Source organism: Anatilimnocola floriformis (assembly GCF_024256385.1).
Taxonomy (GTDB): Bacteria; Planctomycetota; Planctomycetia; order Pirellulales; family Pirellulaceae; genus Anatilimnocola; species Anatilimnocola floriformis.
In genome coordinates this window covers 1,147,354-1,165,149 of the sequence record NZ_JAMLFW010000002.1, presented here as the reverse complement: position 1 = coordinate 1,165,149, position 17,796 = coordinate 1,147,354, and the positions used below count along the sequence as shown (strand labels likewise).

Here is a 17,796-nt window from a genome sequence, read left to right as displayed (position 1 = left end):
GGTGGCGTTCCTTACTTTTGATTCACGCGAATCCGCATTCCGTTCTTCAGCGCGTCCCGGCCGGAGACAATCAGCTTGTCGGTAGCCGTCACACCTTGCGTCACTTCCACCAGTTGTTCGGTGCCTGCCTTGCCGAGATGCACCGGCTTTTCGATCGCGCGCGAAGTTTGCAAATCGGCAACCCAAACCGTCGCGCCGTCGCCGCTGCCGTTCACGAGTTCGCGGGGAATCAAATGTCGCAAAGGATCGTTCTCCGCCAGTGTATTCTTCGGCAAATCTGGAGCGAGAAACGTCACCTGCACGAGCATGTCGGGCTTCACCACCGCCGGCGGGTCATGAATCGCAACCTTCACTTGCAGCGTGTTCTTTTGAATGTCGGCAACTGAATTCACCGCGATCACCTGGCCGCTGAGCGCCGCGCCGAGAGCAGCCGTCGAAATTTGCACCGGCTGACCGACGAGGACTTGCGGGACGTCTTCCAGGCGAACGTCGGCACGGACCTGCAACATTTTCGGATCGTAAAGACTGACAACTGCGCTGGAATCGCGCTCGGAGGCCGGCGATAAGCCGACAAGGCGACGTCCTGGTTGGGCATGCACGGCCAACACCTTGCCGGCACAGGGCGCGACAATGGTCATGCGCGTCAGCCGCAATTCCCCGCTGTCGACCACGAGCTTCGCTTGCTCCATGCGCGCAGCCGCGATCGTGCAATTAGCTTCCGCTTCTTGCACCCTACGATTCTCTTCGGATTTCATGGTGAGTTGCGAGCGGAGCGCTGCGACCCGTTCGCCCCACGATTTGGCTTCGGCTTGCAACCCTTTCTCGCGCTGCGTGAGTTCCATAACTGTCGCCGAGGCAGTATCGAATTCGCTCTGAGCCCGTTGTATGGATCGGCCGGAAACGGCATCGCCGACGCTCTTCTTCCCTTCCAGATCCTGCTGCGCCAATTGCTTCCGGGCTTGAGCGGCCTTGAGCAACGAAGGAAGCGACTGCAGTTCGGTATCGGTCTTGCCAAATGCCGCTTCGGCTTCGGCGACCGCGGCTTGCAGGTGAACGGGGTTCGCCAGGCTTTGGCGGGCCGCACTCAGCGACGCATTCGCTAACCTCTCCTCGGCTTCCCGCAAACGAAACGCGGCCTTCGCTTCAGATAGCGCGAGCTTCGCATCGACGTCGACGAGTTTGCCGAGTGGTTCGTCTTTCTTCACTTCCTGCCCTTCAATCACCAGCAGCGATTCGACGATCCCTTCCACTTGCGCGGAGACAACTGTCGCCGTGGGCCGCGGCTCGATCCAGCCGGCGGCTTGAAACAGGGGCGTTCCCGATTGTTGGACATCGGCCCGCATCAGCACGACCGGAGTGACTGTTACAGCTTTTGCAGGCAGCAAGCTCTCCTGCAGCGACCACCCGACGACTGTCACGAAGAGCGCGAGGATGCCGCCCGGCAGCGCAAAACGAGTTAGCCAATTGCGCGGCCTGGCACCGACCGAGCTCACTGACGACGAGCGGTCGACGGCGAGTTGCCTGAGGTCCAATGAAGAAGTCATCGCAAATTCCTTGCGTTATTTACGCACGAACACGCCACTGGCGAGCACGGTCAGATTGCCGGCTTCATCCTTCTTGGCTTTACCTTTGAGAACCACGGTCGTAAGTTCTTTCACGCCGAGCAATTTCTTGGCATCGGAAGCGACCGTCTTCCCCTCGGAATCGATGATTTTTACTAGCGCCTTACAGCTCGGCAGCTGATCGGTGTCGCAGCAGTAGTCCCAGGGCGTCTTGCAGTCGTCATCATCCTTCTCGTTGCACGGCTTGAGCGATTTGTCGACGATCATGAAAGCCGCTTGCCCTTCTACCCAGGGCTTCTCATCGCCGCCGATGCGGCCCTCAATCACGATGTCGTCGCCGTCCTTGGCATCGGCTTTCAATTCCTTCACACCCTTCGCGTCACCGGGTTCGGCCGCGAGGACATACTTCGCGCCTTCCGCCGAAGGACCGCTCGACGCGGCCGGCGCGGGAGCACCTCCGCCACAGCCAACGAGCACACTCACGAAACTTAGCAATCCCAACATCACCATCAATCGCATGATCCATTCTCCAAAACAGGGTTAAACCGCTTTCAATCCATCCACCACCGAATGCTGCATGGCTTTCCAAGCCGGCGGGATCGCGCCGAACACTCCGAGCAACAATCCCACGCCGCATCCAACCAACATTGCGACGCTATCGACGCGCAGCGCAAAAGCTCCCATCGTGAATCGCACCGCCGTACCGTTGACGACAAAAATGGCGACCACAGCTGCCAGCAGCGAAGCCGTCGTCGACAACAGAACCGCTTCTTGCATGAGGCTGATCACAATCGCCCGCCGCCGATAACCAACGGCCTGCAGCGTGGCCAACTCGCGCACACGGCCCATCACCGAGCCATACATCGTGTTGAGCCCGGCAAACACACCCGCACCGGCCACGAGCAGCACCACCAACCAGCCGAGCATGCGAACGGGTTGATAGTGTTTTTGCAGTGCCGCGTAGTACTTCATTTCGCCAACGGCCTGCAGTTCGAGGTCGTAGCGCTCCTTGCAAAAGAGTTCAACGTCACCGGGCGCGGCAGAATCGTTTAAGGCGATGGCAACCAGGCTGAGATCTTGTCTTTTGAGCGCCGCTTGAAAATCCGCTAGGGGCACCCAAATTTCCGATTCAAATGCTGCCCCACCAGCTGCGAACCGGCCCGCAATTTTCCAATCATGGCCGTCGAAGCGAATTGATTTCCCGATCTGCAAATCCGCATCGTTGCAGCCCAACTTGGCGGCGACGAGTTTGCCGACAATCACTTCGCCCGCGCCCGGCCAATGTCCCTCAGTCAATTGCACCTGGCGACGAACAAGCGGCGCGGAGGGCGAAACGCCACGAACAATGCCGAACAGCGGCGGGTCATTTTCGCTGCGCGCGACCCGAGTGCCGACGTACAACTCCGGTGAAACCCGCGCTACGCCGTGCTGCTTCTCGATTGCAGCCAAACTGGCGGAGAGCAGCGCTGCAGTACGGCCCGGAATGGCACTATTTTCAATGTCTTCGGCCGTGTTGATTGAATAGACAAGCACAACGTTCGGTTGCCCGGTGACGGCGAGCGAACTCTCTAAGCCGCGAATGAAGGCGACGACGACAAACACCAAGAATACGACGGTCGCGAGCGCGCCGAGCGTGAGCGCGCTGCGTGCCGGGCGACGCAAAAGATTGCGCACCCCGTATTCCCAGGGAAGTAAGCGAAGCCGAAACATCTGCCAAGATCCGTAAACTGCGAAGACAGAATGCGCGCAAGATGACGCGCGGAGCAGCCAACGGATTTGCTTACAGTAAGAGAGATTGAACGACGACGCGCAGGCCCTTGCCCGCATCGTCTCTCGGAGGCCGTAGCTGGCCAGAAACGATCGCGATTGATTCCACCGCCAACTGCGGCGGCGCTTCTACAATCGTCCAAATCGGTGAAACAGCCAGGTCGTGATCCGCCGGAATGGAATCTGCGATCTTCACGGGGCTATTGCAAAAGCAGCCCGTATGCGACCGATTCTGCTCGTCCTCAGTAGGGAGTTGTTCGCCCTTCCTGCTCTGCTCGGCAAGACGCTTCGCTTGACAGCAACGACACCCGACCGACTGCGTAGCATCGCCCCGGCCGGCATGTGCCGCGGTACAAGCGTACCGGCACCCCAGCATCTGGCAAATCATCGCGATGAGTAGTACCAAACGAAGCATGGCATTCCAGGTAAAGAACTTCTGTTTAAATCCTATTCCCAATTTGAAAACAGAGCAAACCCATTCACTGGTGTAGTTTGGGATGGATCGATTTGGGAACGTTCCATCTCATTCGCGAGGGACCAATTCGCCATCATGCGCGCCGCTTTCCGGTTCAAGCGCGCCGGATTTTGCGCCACCTGCTTGCAGTGGTTTTGCGCAAGTGCCTAGATTACCAAGAGGTTGCGGCGATCGATTCGATCCCTCTTGGCGTATTTCTTCCGCCCTCTCTTTGGCCCAGCTCCCAGCGTGCCTCTGGCGTTAGGGTGGATACTGTGTGTCCCGTCTTTACCGTTCTGCCGACCTTGCCGCGGCGACTTTTCTCAGCAGCTCTTGTCTTTCTCGCGGAGGCAAAAAGGTATCATCCTTGGCCGCGATCGTGCGCTCGACGTAGTTCAAATAGCGCTCGACAAATGCCGGATCAGTGACTTGGCTGGCGAGCAGCGAGCCATGAATTGATGCGATGAACGCTTCTCGCCGAGCTTCGAGACTGTGCGCTCGGGCAGAGACGATCATCTGCGTAGCAACGGCGATTGCGGCAGTCGCCAGGAACAGACTACGCAGCGAACATCGCGGGATAAGGTGGCGGCTTGGCATGGGGAGAATTCCCTCGCAGGTAGGGTGCTTTATGAGCGTATCCTCTTCCATCCATCAATGCAAATGTGATTAAGGCGTGGTCGTGGGATTTAATAAATGAGATTTGGAGGGCAGGAATACTCAGGCTGCCGTCTATTTCGAAAGGCTTCAATCGACTATTCCAAGAGACGTCGATCTCGTCGCACCACACTGAGCGCGATTTCACCGCGCACTATTTGAAGGAACCTCCGATGCCCACCATGATGTTTGTGAATCTGCCTGTCCGAGACTTGCAGGCTTCGATGCGGTTTTATGAAGGGCTTGGGTACAAGCACAATCCGCAGTTTACGGACGAGACGGCGGCGTGCATTGTGATCAGCGAGACGATTTATGTGATGCTGCTGACGCATCCCAAGTTTGCCAACTTTACGCCGAAGGCGATCGCCGATACGACGAAGGTCACAGAGGTGCTCCTCTGTCTTTCGTGCGACAGCCGCGAAGCCGTCGATGGCTTGGTGGCGAAGGCGCTCGCGGCCGGGGGCTCGAAATCACAAGATCCGGTGGATCACGGCTTCATGTATCAGCACAGCTTTCAAGATCCCGATGGTCACATGTGGGAACTGGTGTGGATGAACATGCCGACGCAGTAGCACCAACAGTAGTACACGCAGCCACGCAACAAGAGAGAAGACCATGTCCACGAAAGCGCAACACATCACCGGCTGGGTTCTGACGGTGCTTGTCGGTTTGTTTCTGATCGGAGCCAGCGGGGTTCCGAAGTTCCTCGATTTCCCCGGCAAGGCCGAAATGATGGAGCACCTGCGCATCCCCCTGAAGCTGCTACCAGCGCTGGGTGTGCTCGAGATCGCCGTCACGGTGCTCTACCTCATTCCGCGCACGTCGTTCCTGGGTGCGATTTTGGTCAGCGGTTACTTGGGCGGCGCCATCTGCACGCATCTGCTAGTCGGCGACCCGTGGTGGTTTCCGGTCATGATTGGTGTGCTGATGTGGCTGGGTTTGGCGCTACGGCAGCCGATGATCTTTTCGTTGCTGATGAATGGCGCGACAGGACCGCGGCGGGAGATGTAGTAGTTGTAGGCCGGAACTGCGCGATACGTCCGACTGTTGCGGCGGCTACAATGCAGGGAGTCACTTCAGAAAGGGACGCCCATGAATGCTCACGTCGCTCAGGCTCCGTTTTTTCCGCCGTGGTATTTTTGGCTGTTTGTCTTTTCGCTCGTCGTGGTCATCGCGGGCACGATCATTGTGATTGTGTATCTCAACGTCAGCGCCGAAACCGAACGGCGTCGCAACGACCGCGAAACAGCGGCCCGGCTGATTGAGGTGATGGTCGTGCAGCGCAAGATGTCGCCTGAAGAAGTCGAGCAGATTCTGAACTGCTACTGGCAACCGGGCAGCTTTTGGTCCCGCTTTCACCGCTGGTTCAGCCGCGCGAATCCACCTGTGTCGTCGGAACCGCCGAAGTATACGCAGTATCCGAAGGCTTCGTAGTGACAGACGGAAGAGATCCTACGAATGAATGTTTTGATTTTGCTCGCTCTGCTAAGTATCACGGCCGATGAGCGGTTGATTGTGTGTGGCGGCGACGAGGTGTTTGTCATTCCCGCCGATAAAGTGGTGCTGCCGGCCGAACGGATTTGGCGATGGCGGGCGGCTGACTCGACTGAGATTCCTGCCGAGATGCAGCGGCAATTTCGGACCACCGACGAATGCAAGCCGGTCGGCGAATCGATCTTGATCACGTCGTCGGGTGGCGGCGTGGCGCTGATTCGTCGCGCTGATAAGAAGTGCCTCTTTCACGCCTCGGCGCGGAATGCTCATAGCGCCTGTTTGCTGCCCGATCGGCGCATCGCGGTGGGATCGAGTTACGGCGGCGATGAGTTGCTGATCTTTGACCAGGACAAACCAGGCGCAACGGCAGAACCAATCGCGCGTATTCCGCTCAATGGAGCACATGGCGCCATCTGGGATGAAAAACGCGAGCGACTTTGGGCCATCGGCGGCAAGGAGTTGCTGCTGGTCGAGATTGCCGCGCGCGACAAATCATCGGCGATTACGATCGACAAACGTTTCGAACTTCCCACGCCGGGCGGGCACGATCTTTCGCCCTGCCAGGATCCGCGCTTTCTCTTTGTCACAACCGACACGAACGTCTATCGCTTCGATACGCAGGAAACAAAGTTCTCGCCGCAGCAAGAACTCGCCGACAAGGTGCACGTGAAGTCGGTCGCTCAATCGGCCGTCACCGGCCGGATTGTTTACCACCAGGGGACCGAGAAAACCTGGTGGAGCGATACGATTCGCTTTTTGAATCCGTCCGCCGAACTGCATGTGCCGGACGAACGGCTGTATAAAATTCGGTGGGATGCGGGGAAATAAGGGAGCCGCTTACCGCCCACCAATAAAGGGTTTGCTATTCGTCGTCAGTCTCTTCAAATCATCCTCCGAGATTTGGTCTCCCTCGCCACGGGTGCAGATAGCACGGGCGGTTTTGGCGGAAATGGTGCGAGGCAGGCTGACCACCGAGCCGTCCATGAGGGCCACGCGGATGCTGTTGCGGACGATCCCTTTGGCGGGCGGAGTGAGCTGGCCCTGTTCGACCAGGGGTGATTGCTGCTCTGGCAACTACTTGAAATCTTTCGGGCGCGCTTCGTGCCCCTCGCGCGTGCAGATCGCCCGCAACGTCTCTTCGGAGACGTCCCGCAATACCGGCGCTACAGAGCCATCCATCATGGCGACTCGGACAACCATCGGGGCATAGCCTTTGGAGGGCGGATTGAGGCGGCCTGTCTTGGCGAGTTGCACAAACTCGTCGATGTTGATGTCACGCGGTTCGGTCCACACAATTCCCGTTCCCTCGCAATGCACGATGCCGACCGTTTGCCCCGTCCCGTCGACGATACTGTTGAAGCTTAGCCGGTGCTCTGGCGTTTCCGGCTCTGGAAATGCGCCCTGGGGATCAGCAATGGCGACAAACGAAGTATGGATCGAGTCCTCCGGCGCGAAGGGGGTGCGGTAGATGTCGGGCATCTGCTTGGCCACTTTCAGGTTGTGCGGACTATCCCACGGCTCATCAAAATGGAACCTGTCAAAAAGTGACTTTCCCTGGGCTCCCATAAAGGGCAACAACTGCACGCGCCAACTGAAGCGATGCTTTGCCCCGGCAGGATAGCCGTTGGGCAGAGCGTGATATTTGTCTTCATGATTGTGCACGAACAGGATGATCCGTTTCAGGTGATCAACCGACTTCGACATCTTCAGGTAGGGTTGAACCCAAAGATAACTAACGGTTACACCCAGTAGGAATACAACCACAAGCACGATCAGGATGATACGCATCACACTGCTTGAGGGCGATTTTTTGGCAGCGGCACGCATGTTGGACCTTCGCGAATTTGCAGAAGCCGGGAAACTGCCTAACGTTACTCGGAAGCTGGCATAGAATCCAGCGTTGCGGCTGAAGGGCATTTTTGTGTGCTGTCGCACGTTCGCGAACCCGTATCAACTCGCACGATCGCCTCGCCTCACGACTCAGGCTTTCCTTATTGCTTTCGCCGATCCTGATTAAAAGGACTCACTCAATGAGTAATGAGCACGATCCGTGGGTGATTCGCACCGACTTCTTGGATGACGCGGCGTGGGAGGAAGTGTGCGCGCTAATTGCCGCGCCGCAAACAGAGGATCGGTTCCTGGCGTACGTTCGCTACGTGAGCGACAAACGCTGGCAAGACGCGCTGCCGGAGAAGATTTTTGCAGCGCTTGCCGCCGATGAGATCCCCTCTGGCTTTTGTTTTGTCATCGATCGCCGTTGTCTCACCGATCCGGAACATCCAGTGCTGGTGCTGGGTGAAGTCACCGATTGGGACAACTGGGATGAGGCCGTCGATGAAGATCCACCGAAAGTGAATCTCGCGTTTCGGGCGCTGCCCAGAAAGATTCAAGCGATTCAGAACAACGTCTCGATCGGCAATATGGATCTGGAAGAGTTTGCCCAGTGCGCGGATGCGGATGGCGTGTTTCGAGATTTTCCGCGCAGCTAGATGGCGGCTAGGAGGCGAACTCGCTCGTACGAAGCGGGGCTTCGTACTACGCGATCCTGAGCGAGGAGTGACGGAACGCAACGCGTTCCGCTGTCTTCCTCTAATCTCTAGCCCCTAACCTCTGCCTTACTCAGTGATGATATCGTCGACCGTCTTACCGGCCGGGATCATTGGGAGCACGTGTTCTTGGTAGGGCACTTGGACGTTGAGGACGTACGGGCCCTTGTAGTTGATCATTTCTTGCAGGGCAGCCGTCAGGTCTTCCTTCTTGCTGACGTTGGCCGCGCCCCAGCCGTAGCCCTTGGCGATGCCGACGAAGTCCGGGTAGCGGTGTTGCTCGGCCATGTAGGCGTTGCCGTCCCATTTGCGTTCGCCGCTGGCGTGTTCGTGCTCGATCGGGCCCATGTAGGTGTGGGCGCGGTTGCTCGAGTAGAAGCGGTCTTCCCATTGCACCACCATGCCCAAGTGCTGGTTGTCGAGCAGCAGCACTTTCACCGGCAGGTTTTCGCAGTAGCAGGTGGCCATTTCTTGAATGTTCATCTGGTAGCTGCCGTCGCCGTCGATGTCGACGACCAGGGCATCGGGATGAGCGGCTTGCACACCCATGGCGGCGGGCAGGCCGAAGCCCATCGTGCCGAGACCGCTGCTCGACAGCCAGGTGCGCGGGTGCTTGAACTTGTAAAACTGAGCAGCCCACATCTGATGCTGACCGACGCCCACGCTGATGTAGGTCTTCTTGTCTTGCGTCAAGCGGCTGAGCTCGGCGATGGCGTGCTGTTGCAGAATGCCCTTGCTGTTCTGATCGAACTTGAAGGGCTGTTCCTTTTTCCAATCCTGGCAGAGCTTGACCCACGAGCCAATCTCGGCGGGAGCTTCGACGGTCTTGTTGATCTCACGCAGGGCGTAACCGACATCGCTGCAAACCGGAATGTGGGCTGGCTTGTTCTTGTTGAGCTCCGAAGGATCGATGTCGATGTGGATGATCTTGGCGTGTTTGGCAAAGGCTTCGAGCTTGCCGGTCACGCGATCGTCAAACCGCACGCCGAAGGCGAGGAGCAGGTCGCAATCGCGGACGGCCCAGTTCGAATAAACGCTGCCGTGCATGCCGAGCATGTCGAGCGAGAGCGGGCCTTCGTTCGGATAAGCGCCGAGGCCCATCACGGTCATGGCGACCGGAATGCCGGTCTTCTTGATGAACGTGCGGAGATCTTCCGACGCTTCCGACGAGATCACGCCGCCGCCCGCGTAAATCACAGGCCGCTTGGCCAGCTTGATGGCAGCGACGATTTGCTTGATCTGTTCGGGCTTGGCTTTCGGCGCGGCACCGCTGTAGCCCGGCAGGTTCATCTTCACATCCCAGTCCGGCACGCAGTCGCGGTTCTGCACGTCCTTTGGCATGTCGATGAGCACCGGACCAGGGCGACCAGTCGTGGCAATGTGAAAGGCTTCCTTCATCACGCGAGCAAGGTCGTTCACGTTCGTCACGAGGAAGTGATGCTTGGTGATCGGGCGGCAAACTTCGACGATCGGCGTTTCTTGAAAACCATCAGTGCCGATCATCGGCGTCGGCACTTGGCCGGTGATGGCGATCAGCGGAATGCTGTCGAGCTTGGCATCGGCAATGGCGGTGACGAGGTTCGTCGCGCCCGGACCGCTGGTGGCAAACACCACGCCCGGCTTGCCGGTGGAGCGGGCGTAACCTTGAGCAGCGAAAGCGCCCCCTTGTTCGTGACGCGGCAGGATGGTGCGGATCTTGTCGGCGTACTTGGTGAGGGCCTGGTGCATCGGCATCGAAGCGCCGCCCGGATAGGCAAAGACGACATCCACGCCGTGATCGACCAACGACTTGACGAGGATGTGGGCCCCGTTCATCACTTGGGTTTCGGTGGCAGTGGCGGGGGTGGTGGCAGTAGCCATGGCGTCTTACTCCAAAAAACTCAGCAAAATCGGCATATTCCGGGTGCCCGCGTGTTCGAAACCGCTGCCTCAAGGCGCAGCTTCGCCGCACGGGGAACCCTTCAGATTATGCCACATGTTCCTCTTCGACAAGGCAACGGGTGAGGTGGTTCGCGGGGAATGGTTGGAAAAACAAGAAGCAGCTCCGGCAAAGTCGGAGCTCCGCCTGCGGATCGCGGAGGTAACCCGTTCCCAGGGCTCCAGTGGGCACCCCTAATTCAGGCGAGGAAAATATAACAAGTGATACTTGATTCAAAATTACTCTAGGCCTTTATGTCACAACGGCTTAAAGCAAAATCTGCCGAGAATCATATTGCATTTATTCCCCCGATCGAGCGTCGTATATAATAGCTATACCGGGTGGTTATAATAGATGCCGGTTGCCTTCGAACCGGTCGCACCGTCTCGTCGTAACATCTGTAGCTGACAAGGTTTGACGATTTTTGCTTTCTTTGCCGACTGGCTCGGTATTTCGTTGACCCTGCTGGTGGAAAAATCTACGATTTCACTGTCGTCTTTCGCTCCCGCGAAGGAATGCGTCTTCCCTTGGAGATGCGCAAAGCGTGGTAGAGTTTTTGGGTACGGGAGAATGACGCGTCCTTTCACGGAGTGAAAGGCGACTCAGGGGCAGACATGGGCATCACCTATTTCAAGCGCTATCGCATGGAGATTGAGCTGCGGCTCATCCCCGCCGACGCGCCGGCGTTGCCCGCCGATTATGCCTTGCTGGCCTGGTCGGAGCAGATGATTCCGCTCCATGCCGATGCCAAGTTCCGCTGCTTTTGCGACGAGATGGACGCCAGTGTCTTTCCGTGCCTTGGGAGCCGCGCAGGTTGCAAACGGTTGATGACCGAGATCGCGGCCCGCGACGGCTTTTTGCCGTCGGCCACTTGGCTGGTGCAGCACTGGCCGGAAGAAAACCGTCGGCCGGAGATCTGCGGCACGATTCAGGGTGTCGCCGAAAGTGGCGGTTACGGCGCGATCCAAAACGTCGGCATCGCCCCCGAACATCGCGGCCGCGGCCTGGGAGCGATTCTCGTCTGGCAGTCGCTGCAAGGCTTCAAGCAAGCCGGCCTATCGCGGGTTTTTCTGGAAGTGACCGCCCAAAACACCCCCGCCGTCCGCCTCTATCAGCGGATCGGTTTTCGCAAGACGAAGACCGTGTACAAGGCTAGTGAGGTTGCGTACGCGTAGGAGGCGGGGAAGAATTGCAGATTGCAGATCGAAGATTGCAGATTGAGGAAGGCTCATCCGTATTTGCTTTCCAATCTGCAATCTGAAATCTGAAATCTGAAATTAGGACTCCCATGCCCGCTACTGCTGCTCAAAAAATCCACGTCCACCCGCTCGCCAACGGCCTCACGCTGGTGGCCGAAGAAATGGACTGGCTCGAGTCCGCCGCGTTCGCTCTGCTGTTGCCCGCCGGTTGCGTGCATGAACAGCAGAACCAAGCTGGCTTGGCTTCGCTCACGTGCGAGATGTTGCAGCGCGGCGCGGGCAAACGCGACAGCCGGCAGTTCATCGCCGATCTCGAAAACCTCGGAGCCGATACCAGCGCCTCGGTCAGCGTCACGCACACCACCTTCGGCGGCTCGATGCCCTGCGAAAGCTTGCCGAAGGTCTTGGGGTTATATGCCGATGTCGTGCGCCGGCCGTTGCTGCCCGAGGATCAATTCGAAGACGCGCAGTTGTCGTGTCTGCAAGAAGTGCGGGCCGTCGAAGACGACCTGGGCCAGCGCGTGATGCAGGAACTGCGTCGCCGTTACTACGGCGATCCCTGGGGCCGCAGCTCACAAGGAAAGACGGAAACGCTGCAAGCCGTCACGCACAAGGACGTGAAGAACTACTTCAACGATCGCATCCGCCCGAACCGCGGCATCCTCAGCATCGCCGGCAAGATCGATTGGCCGCAGGTTCGCGACCTCGTCGAAAATCTCTTCGGCGACTGGCGGCCCGGCCTCGATAACCAACTCGTCGAAACCGCGCCGGAGCGCGGCTATCACCACATCGAACACGAATCGAGCCAAACGCTCGTCGGCCTGGCCATCGATGGTTTGTCGTACGCCAACGAAGACTACTTTCAGCTGCGCGGCGCCATCGGCGCTCTCAGCGACGGCATGAGCAGCCGTCTCTTCACCGAGGTTCGCGAGAAGCGCGGCTACGTCTACAGCGTGTACGCGATGTGCAACTCGCTGAAGGACCGCGGCAGCGTCATCGCCTTTGCCGGCACCACGCCCGAGCACGGCCAGGATACGTTCGATGTGACCTGGGGCGAACTGCAACGGATGTTCGCTGGCATCGAACAAGCCGAACTCGACCGCTTGAAGGGGCGCATCAAGCGCTCGCTGATCATCCAGCAGGAATCGAGCCCCTCGCGGGCCGGCAACATCGCCCTCGATTGGTACTACCTGCAGCACGTGCGAACCAAGGAAGAGCTGCAGTCGCTCATCGACAACCTCACGGTGAAATCGATCAACGGCTGGCTGGAAAAGCATCCGCCAAAAAATCTCACCGTGGTGTCGCTCGGCCCGCAGCCGATTAAAGTGGATGTGAAGTAGGGGCTAGTTGTTCGCCACCACCGAGCTTGCTCGGTGGAGCGATGATTTTGCACTAGCTGCGTTGACGATAAACGCTCGCCCCCGCGGACCTTGCGTCGGTGGAGCGAATGATTGGTCCGCGGTTTCTAGGGCAGAATCGTTTCACCACCGAGCAAACTCGGTGGAGCCGAGATCGGTCGAACCATGCGATCACCCTTCATCGCTCCGTGGATTGCATGCCTGGTTCTGTTCTGCTCTTTACTCCGCGCAAGCGGCGCCGATTCTCCCGATCAACGGCAAGTCGCGATGCTTCGCGAACTCCGCCTCTTCGACCGGGCCGAAAGCTACTGTCTGGAAAAGCTCGCCACGCCGAGCACGGATGAAATCTCGCGCTGCGAGCTGACCGTCGAACTGCTCAAGACGCACGCGGCTCGCGCGATCTACGGCCCGGCCAGCCAACGCGCTGGTTGGTTTCAACTGGCTCACGATGTCGCGCAGAAATTCCTCGAGCAGAAATCACCGCGACCCGTGCCGGTGCAACTGCAAGCGGCACTGACCTGGCTCGCCGAAGGTGAACTCGTGGCTGCCGAGATCCGCGCGGGAGCGGTGCCCGGTACCGAACTCGATCGCGCGCTGAAACCACTCCGCACGGCAACGGCGGCCCTTGATGAGCTGAACAAATTCCTCACGAAGGAGATTCCACTGCTGCGTCGTCGCAAGCCGGCCGCGGCGGAACTTTCTGCCGATGAACTCTTCTCGCTGCAGCAGCATGTCCTTTATCAATGGGCTCACGTTTGCCGGGTTCGCGGCGAGCTCTATCCGCCGAAGTCGCCCGATCGCATCACGCTGTTGCAGCAGGCCCAGGAAATTCTCCGCACGCCGCTGACGCAGGTCGTCCCCAGCGATCCACTCGGCAATCAGGTACGCTTGGAACTCGTCATTAGCGAGCGACTTCTCGGGAATCTTGCCAACGCAGCAGAATTGCTGGCGACGCTCGATAAGGAACCCAAACCGACCGAGTTTCGACTCCGTGCGCGAGCGGAGAGAATTCGCACCGCGCTCGATGGGCAGAACATCGCCGAGGCCGTGCAGATTCAGGAAGAAGGGCGGCTGCTGAAAGAAAAACCTGCGGCCGAGCTCGATCTGGCCTGGCTGGAGACATACCTGGCGGCGTGGCAGCAGGCTAAAAACACCGCCGATTCAAAAGCCTGGCAGGAGAAAGCGGCAGATCTCGCGCGACTCATGGCAACCACCCACGGTGCGTACTGGGGCCGCCGCGGCGATCAACTTTTGGTCCAAGCGCTGGCCGCGAATCCCAACGGCGCGGGAGCGGCCATCTTGTCGCGCGCCGCCGATCATTTCTATCGGCAGGGAGATCTCGCCCAGGCAGCGGTGACTTACGAGAAAGGATCGGACCAAGCTTTCAACGCCGGAGGTACCGAAGTCGCGCTCGAGTTGGCGTTTAAAGGAGCGCTCATCCAGTTCAAGCGAGAGCTCTTCACCGATGCTGCCCGCCGCTTGCGCCGCGCGAGCCTCAAGGAACCGTCGAACATTCTCAGTGCGGCCATTCACCTGCAAGCCGTTCTTTTCGCCGCCCAGGAAGTCCGCCGCGATCCGCAGTCCTCGCCCTTCTACCTAGAAATCCTGAGCGAGCACATCAAAACCTGGCCCGACGATGAAACGACCACGCAAGCCACCGCTTGGCTAAAGCAATGGCAGGCCCACAAGTGACCCATTGTCGACTTTCGCTCCGCGAAAGTTAAACCGCCGGCGAAATCACCACGAACCAGGAACAAGCTCCGCGAAGTTCCGGTTTTGGCGTGCGGAGTCCGTAGCGAAATCGTTGGTTTCCGAGCAACTCCGCCTACGGTGGTCGTTCGCGGGAGCGAACGACGACAATGGGTCAAGCATGCGACGACCTTCAGCTGAGCCCCATTGTCGACTTTCGCTCCGCGAAAGTTAAACCGCCAGCGAAATCACAAGCGAATCAGGAACAAGCCCCGCGAAGTTCCGGCTTTGGCGTGTGGAGCGAAATCGCTGGGGCCGAGCGAACGCCATCCGTGAAAGTTGCAAAACCTGCAGCCGCGGCAGCGGCGACTAGATGCCTAGCCCACAGCGTAAGCTGTGGGTAAAGCCGAAAAACGGGCCAAGAGCCCCAGCAGGGGCGAAAGAGCGAATCTAGCCAACTTGCGGATCACCTTTCGCTGCTGCCGCAGCTTTCGCAGAAATGCGTCCTCGATCCCACAGCTAACGCTGTGGGCTGGGCATCTGGCACCGCTGCCGCGGTTAGGACAGTAGCTACCTACGGCAGTCGTTCGCGGAGCGAACGACGACAATGGGCTGTTACGAAGCTTCACCGCTGTAGAGCGATGCCGCTCGGGCCGCGAGCACCTTGCGGCGCGTCGGCTTGTAGCCGTATTCGAGGGCAAACCATTCGGCGTAGCGTTCGCGGTCGATCGAGCGGGTGTTGCGCTCGTCGAGGATGTGACCCAGCTCGTGGATCAGCACGTTGTTGAGATAGAAGTCCCGAATGGTGTCTTCCGTCCAGTTCAGCGTCCAAGTGCTTGCCGACATTCGCTCCCAGCGAGCGCCATACATCTTGGCTTCGATCAGCTGGGCCGGTTTCGGCGCCCGTTGAAAGGTTTCGACCAGATTGAGCTCGATCGGATACAGATAAATGGCGTTGCCCCACTGCATGCCGTAGCAAGGAGCGCGGCGCTTTTTGCGGGTCATTTGGCTCAGCTGCACGACTTGCAGCGGCTTGACCATGGCGGCGGGGAGGAGTGACAACCGCTCGCGGATGTCGTCCTCAGAAAGGATGTGGCGAAAGCCGAGACCCGGCTGTTGCTGGACAACGTTGTACCTGCCGGTGTGTTCTTCGGCGGGTTCGTACCAGTTTTCGGGCGGCATATAGGGCCCGCGGATGGGCGAGCCGGCGACTCGCGCACCTTTGCCCACAGCAGCGACACGGCGAGACGGCGCTCGCTGAGTGTTGTTGTGCGCAGGAGCGGGAGCTTTCAGATTGAGCGGAGCACGGCGGGACATGACAGCAACCTAGGATGGAAAGCGGAATGACCGATCTGCATTTGCCGCTTCGTAAGTGCATCCTGCTGGCGGTTTCCGTTGAGCCTGTCCTGACCTGTCGACTTACAGGTCTCCGGCTCAAATGCGGCGGGCAATTCCCACACACCTATCCTACGAGGGACGCCTGGGGGGATTCAAGCAAGTTTTGTAAATACTTCAGCCGTATAGAGTTACGGCAAATGAAATCCGGCTCTTGACATGTCCCGCGGGACGATTTGGCCGGGCGATTGCCGCTGCCAGTTGGGCCAGAGAAGGCCGTGCCACCGCCTTCTCGGCGGTGGTTCAACGGCTTTTGCACGACTTCATTGTTGAGGAAGAAGCGTGTTGAGTGAAGCGCGATGAGGATCGGCTTCTCGTGAAGTTCGTCATCGCACGAGGCAATGGTGACTTCATTCAATTCGATTCAAGTGCGGTCGAGAGGGTTTGAACCTCCACGCCATTGCTGGCGCCAGCCCCTCAAGCTGGTGCGTCTGCCAATTCCGCCACGACCGCGAGGAAGGATTTAAGTCTAGGTCCTTTTGCCCGAACGTCAAGGAGGAATCACCGTTGTGAGCGGTTACTCAGTTGGATCGGGTGAAAATGATTCGGGTTCGCCAGTTTCCAGATTCAGCAGCGTTGGCATGCGCCATTGCACCATCGGCGGATCGATCTGCGCCCAAGCCTTTGGTCTCAGTCGTCGATCGACCCACTCCAGCGGCCAATAAACACGCTTCGACCACACACCACCAAAGCGATAGTAATCCGGCGAGGCGCCCTTGGGCAACAACGCGTTCAGCCCCACCATCTGCGAACTCGACCGCAGCGCGACGCAATAACTCCCCACATACAACACCGGCAACAGCAACAGCACGACAGCAATCACGAGCGGAGCACGAGATTCTTTCATGACTGAGACTCCGCGTGGGAAAGCCATTGCGCGAGTAAGTTGCGAATCAACTCATAATCCGCCGGCTGCCATTGGCTGGCCACGATCGGTGCGGCCCATTGTTCGTCGCTGACGAACATCAAGTGAAAGGCGTTGGCGGCGTTTCGGAAACTGCTCATCGGCCGAAATCGAGCCACAATCTGCGGCACGAGATCGTTTTCCTCACGCGTCAGCATGGCAATCACCCGAAATACGTCGCGAGCATGTTTGTGCGACTCCGCTTCCAGGATATTCCGCTCAGCCGGCGATCGTCTAGCCTCAAGTGATTTGAGTCGCTTCTCTAGGGCTGCCACCAGCTTCATTACACTCAAGGTGACTGCATTGGGAATCGCGATTTCGACATGGTCGATCTCGAATCGAAAGGGATGCCACTCGCAGCCGGCCGCTTCAGCATTTTCACGGCCATGGATGCCGAGTTGCGCCAGCGATGGATTTGGTTTGACGCGGCGTGCTTCGACACGAACGTCAGCGCGGTCGCTGCTTGGTGGCGCTGCGTGAAAGTCGATTTTGAGTTCCGTTTCTGCGGAAATCGCCTTGGAAAACTGCCACAGCCGGTTCTCGGGAACCACGCGAAAGCCGTGCTTTTTCAGGGCGGCGTCGAACGACTGTTGCTCGCCGCGCGATGCGATGATTTCTACTCCCACGACGAAATCGAGATCATTCGTGGCCCGCGGAGTGGGGTCAAGCCAGCGTTCGATCGAAATGAACGGTGCAACGTGATTTCCCAAGTTCAGGTGCGACTGGGAAATCAGCCATTGCTGCTTCAGGAATAGCGCATAACCACCAGCTAACAGCAGGCCAGGCGATACTGCACGCAGTTCCGTCCACAGCGGGGCAAACAGGGGCCACAAGGGATCGGAGTTTTGTGCCATGG

Annotated in this window: 19 protein-coding genes and 1 tRNA gene; 8 read left to right on the top strand and 12 right to left on the bottom strand. The window is 58.6% G+C overall.

Features of this window, described 5'->3' with window-relative positions; all coding sequences use genetic code 11:
* Positions 1-11: 11 nt before the first annotated feature.
* The 5 genes from M9Q49_RS29240 to M9Q49_RS29220 form a co-directional block, all read right to left on the bottom strand.
* Positions 12-1,544 carry an efflux RND transporter periplasmic adaptor subunit gene (locus M9Q49_RS29240; protein ID WP_254512842.1) on the bottom strand — a complete coding sequence of 511 codons (1,533 nt, stop codon included), beginning with the start codon at positions 1,542-1,544 and terminating at the stop codon, positions 12-14.
* A 15-nt stretch (positions 1,545-1,559) separates the two neighbouring features.
* The gene (locus tag M9Q49_RS29235; RefSeq protein ID WP_254512841.1) at positions 1,560-2,081 is read right to left on the bottom strand and encodes a hypothetical protein; all 522 of its coding nucleotides are present in this window, start codon (positions 2,079-2,081) and stop codon (positions 1,560-1,562) included.
* A 21-nt stretch (positions 2,082-2,102) separates the two neighbouring features.
* Entirely contained in the window at positions 2,103-3,272 is a 1,170-nt protein-coding gene (locus M9Q49_RS29230) for an ABC transporter permease (RefSeq protein ID WP_254512840.1), read from the bottom strand.
* Between the two features lie 70 nt (positions 3,273-3,342).
* Positions 3,343-3,525 (bottom strand): hypothetical protein, encoded by a 183-nt coding sequence (locus M9Q49_RS29225; protein ID WP_254512839.1) that lies wholly within the window; start codon positions 3,523-3,525, stop codon positions 3,343-3,345.
* A 546-nt stretch (positions 3,526-4,071) separates the two neighbouring features.
* The gene (locus M9Q49_RS29220; RefSeq protein ID WP_254512838.1) at positions 4,072-4,431 is read right to left on the bottom strand and encodes a hypothetical protein; all 360 of its coding nucleotides are present in this window, start codon (positions 4,429-4,431) and stop codon (positions 4,072-4,074) included.
* A 179-nt stretch (positions 4,432-4,610) separates the two neighbouring features.
* Here M9Q49_RS29220 and M9Q49_RS29215 point away from each other — a divergent pair, with 179 nt between their 5' ends.
* The 4 genes from M9Q49_RS29215 (at position 4,611) to M9Q49_RS29200 (ending at position 6,759) form a co-directional block, all read left to right on the top strand.
* A complete protein-coding gene (locus M9Q49_RS29215; protein ID WP_254512837.1) occupies positions 4,611-5,009 on the top strand; it encodes a VOC family protein in 399 nt (132 codons plus the stop codon).
* A gap of 43 nt (positions 5,010-5,052) precedes the next feature.
* Entirely contained in the window at positions 5,053-5,448 is a 396-nt protein-coding gene (locus M9Q49_RS29210) for a DoxX family protein (protein ID WP_254512836.1), read from the top strand.
* A gap of 81 nt (positions 5,449-5,529) precedes the next feature.
* Positions 5,530-5,871 (top strand): hypothetical protein, encoded by a 342-nt coding sequence (locus tag M9Q49_RS29205; RefSeq protein WP_254512835.1) that lies wholly within the window; start codon positions 5,530-5,532, stop codon positions 5,869-5,871.
* A gap of 24 nt (positions 5,872-5,895) precedes the next feature.
* Complete coding sequence (locus tag M9Q49_RS29200) at positions 5,896-6,759, top strand: DUF6528 family protein (RefSeq protein ID WP_254512834.1); 864 nt, start codon at positions 5,896-5,898, stop codon at positions 6,757-6,759.
* 9 nt (positions 6,760-6,768) lie between these two features.
* Here M9Q49_RS29200 and M9Q49_RS29195 read toward each other — a convergent pair whose 3' ends face one another.
* The gene (locus M9Q49_RS29195) at positions 6,769-7,005 is read right to left on the bottom strand and encodes a hypothetical protein (protein ID WP_254512833.1); all 237 of its coding nucleotides are present in this window, start codon (positions 7,003-7,005) and stop codon (positions 6,769-6,771) included.
* Complete coding sequence (locus M9Q49_RS29190) at positions 7,006-7,758, bottom strand: DUF1559 family PulG-like putative transporter (protein WP_254512832.1); 753 nt, start codon at positions 7,756-7,758, stop codon at positions 7,006-7,008.
* 203 nt (positions 7,759-7,961) lie between these two features.
* On the opposite strand from M9Q49_RS29190, the gene M9Q49_RS29185 reads away from it, so the two are divergent.
* Complete coding sequence (locus tag M9Q49_RS29185) at positions 7,962-8,420, top strand: DUF6924 domain-containing protein (protein WP_254512831.1); 459 nt, start codon at positions 7,962-7,964, stop codon at positions 8,418-8,420.
* Positions 8,421-8,546: 126 nt separating this feature from the next.
* On the opposite strand, the gene ilvB is transcribed toward M9Q49_RS29185, so the two are convergent.
* A complete protein-coding gene (ilvB, locus tag M9Q49_RS29180) occupies positions 8,547-10,337 on the bottom strand; it encodes a biosynthetic-type acetolactate synthase large subunit (RefSeq protein WP_254512830.1) in 1,791 nt (596 codons plus the stop codon).
* A 672-nt stretch (positions 10,338-11,009) separates the two neighbouring features.
* On the opposite strand from ilvB, the gene M9Q49_RS29175 reads away from it, so the two are divergent.
* The 3 genes from M9Q49_RS29175 (at position 11,010) to M9Q49_RS29165 (ending at position 14,644) form a co-directional block, all read left to right on the top strand.
* Positions 11,010-11,570, top strand: a complete 561-nt coding sequence (locus tag M9Q49_RS29175) for a GNAT family N-acetyltransferase (protein ID WP_254512829.1) — start codon at positions 11,010-11,012, stop codon at positions 11,568-11,570.
* A 113-nt stretch (positions 11,571-11,683) separates the two neighbouring features.
* Positions 11,684-12,934: a M16 family metallopeptidase gene (locus tag M9Q49_RS29170; protein ID WP_254512828.1), complete on the top strand. Its 1,251-nt coding sequence runs from the start codon at positions 11,684-11,686 to the stop codon at positions 12,932-12,934.
* Positions 12,935-13,219: 285 nt separating this feature from the next.
* Positions 13,220-14,644 (top strand): hypothetical protein, encoded by a 1,425-nt coding sequence (locus M9Q49_RS29165; protein ID WP_254512827.1) that lies wholly within the window; start codon positions 13,220-13,222, stop codon positions 14,642-14,644.
* Positions 14,645-15,256: 612 nt separating this feature from the next.
* On the opposite strand, the gene M9Q49_RS29160 is transcribed toward M9Q49_RS29165, so the two are convergent.
* The 4 genes from M9Q49_RS29160 to M9Q49_RS29145 all read right to left on the bottom strand — a co-directional run bounded on the left by M9Q49_RS29160 (position 15,257) and on the right by M9Q49_RS29145 (position 17,794).
* Complete coding sequence (locus M9Q49_RS29160; RefSeq protein WP_254512826.1) at positions 15,257-15,958, bottom strand: hypothetical protein; 702 nt, start codon at positions 15,956-15,958, stop codon at positions 15,257-15,259.
* Positions 15,959-16,405: 447 nt separating this feature from the next.
* Positions 16,406-16,489: transfer RNA gene (locus tag M9Q49_RS29155), tRNA-Leu, on the bottom strand.
* A gap of 64 nt (positions 16,490-16,553) precedes the next feature.
* Positions 16,554-16,883, bottom strand: coding sequence for a hypothetical protein (locus tag M9Q49_RS29150; protein ID WP_254512825.1), 330 nt, complete (start codon positions 16,881-16,883; stop codon positions 16,554-16,556).
* Complete coding sequence (locus tag M9Q49_RS29145) at positions 16,880-17,794, bottom strand: hypothetical protein (RefSeq protein ID WP_254512824.1); 915 nt, start codon at positions 17,792-17,794, stop codon at positions 16,880-16,882. Before M9Q49_RS29145 ends, M9Q49_RS29150 begins: the two co-directional genes overlap by 4 nt.
* Positions 17,795-17,796 lie beyond the last annotated feature (2 nt).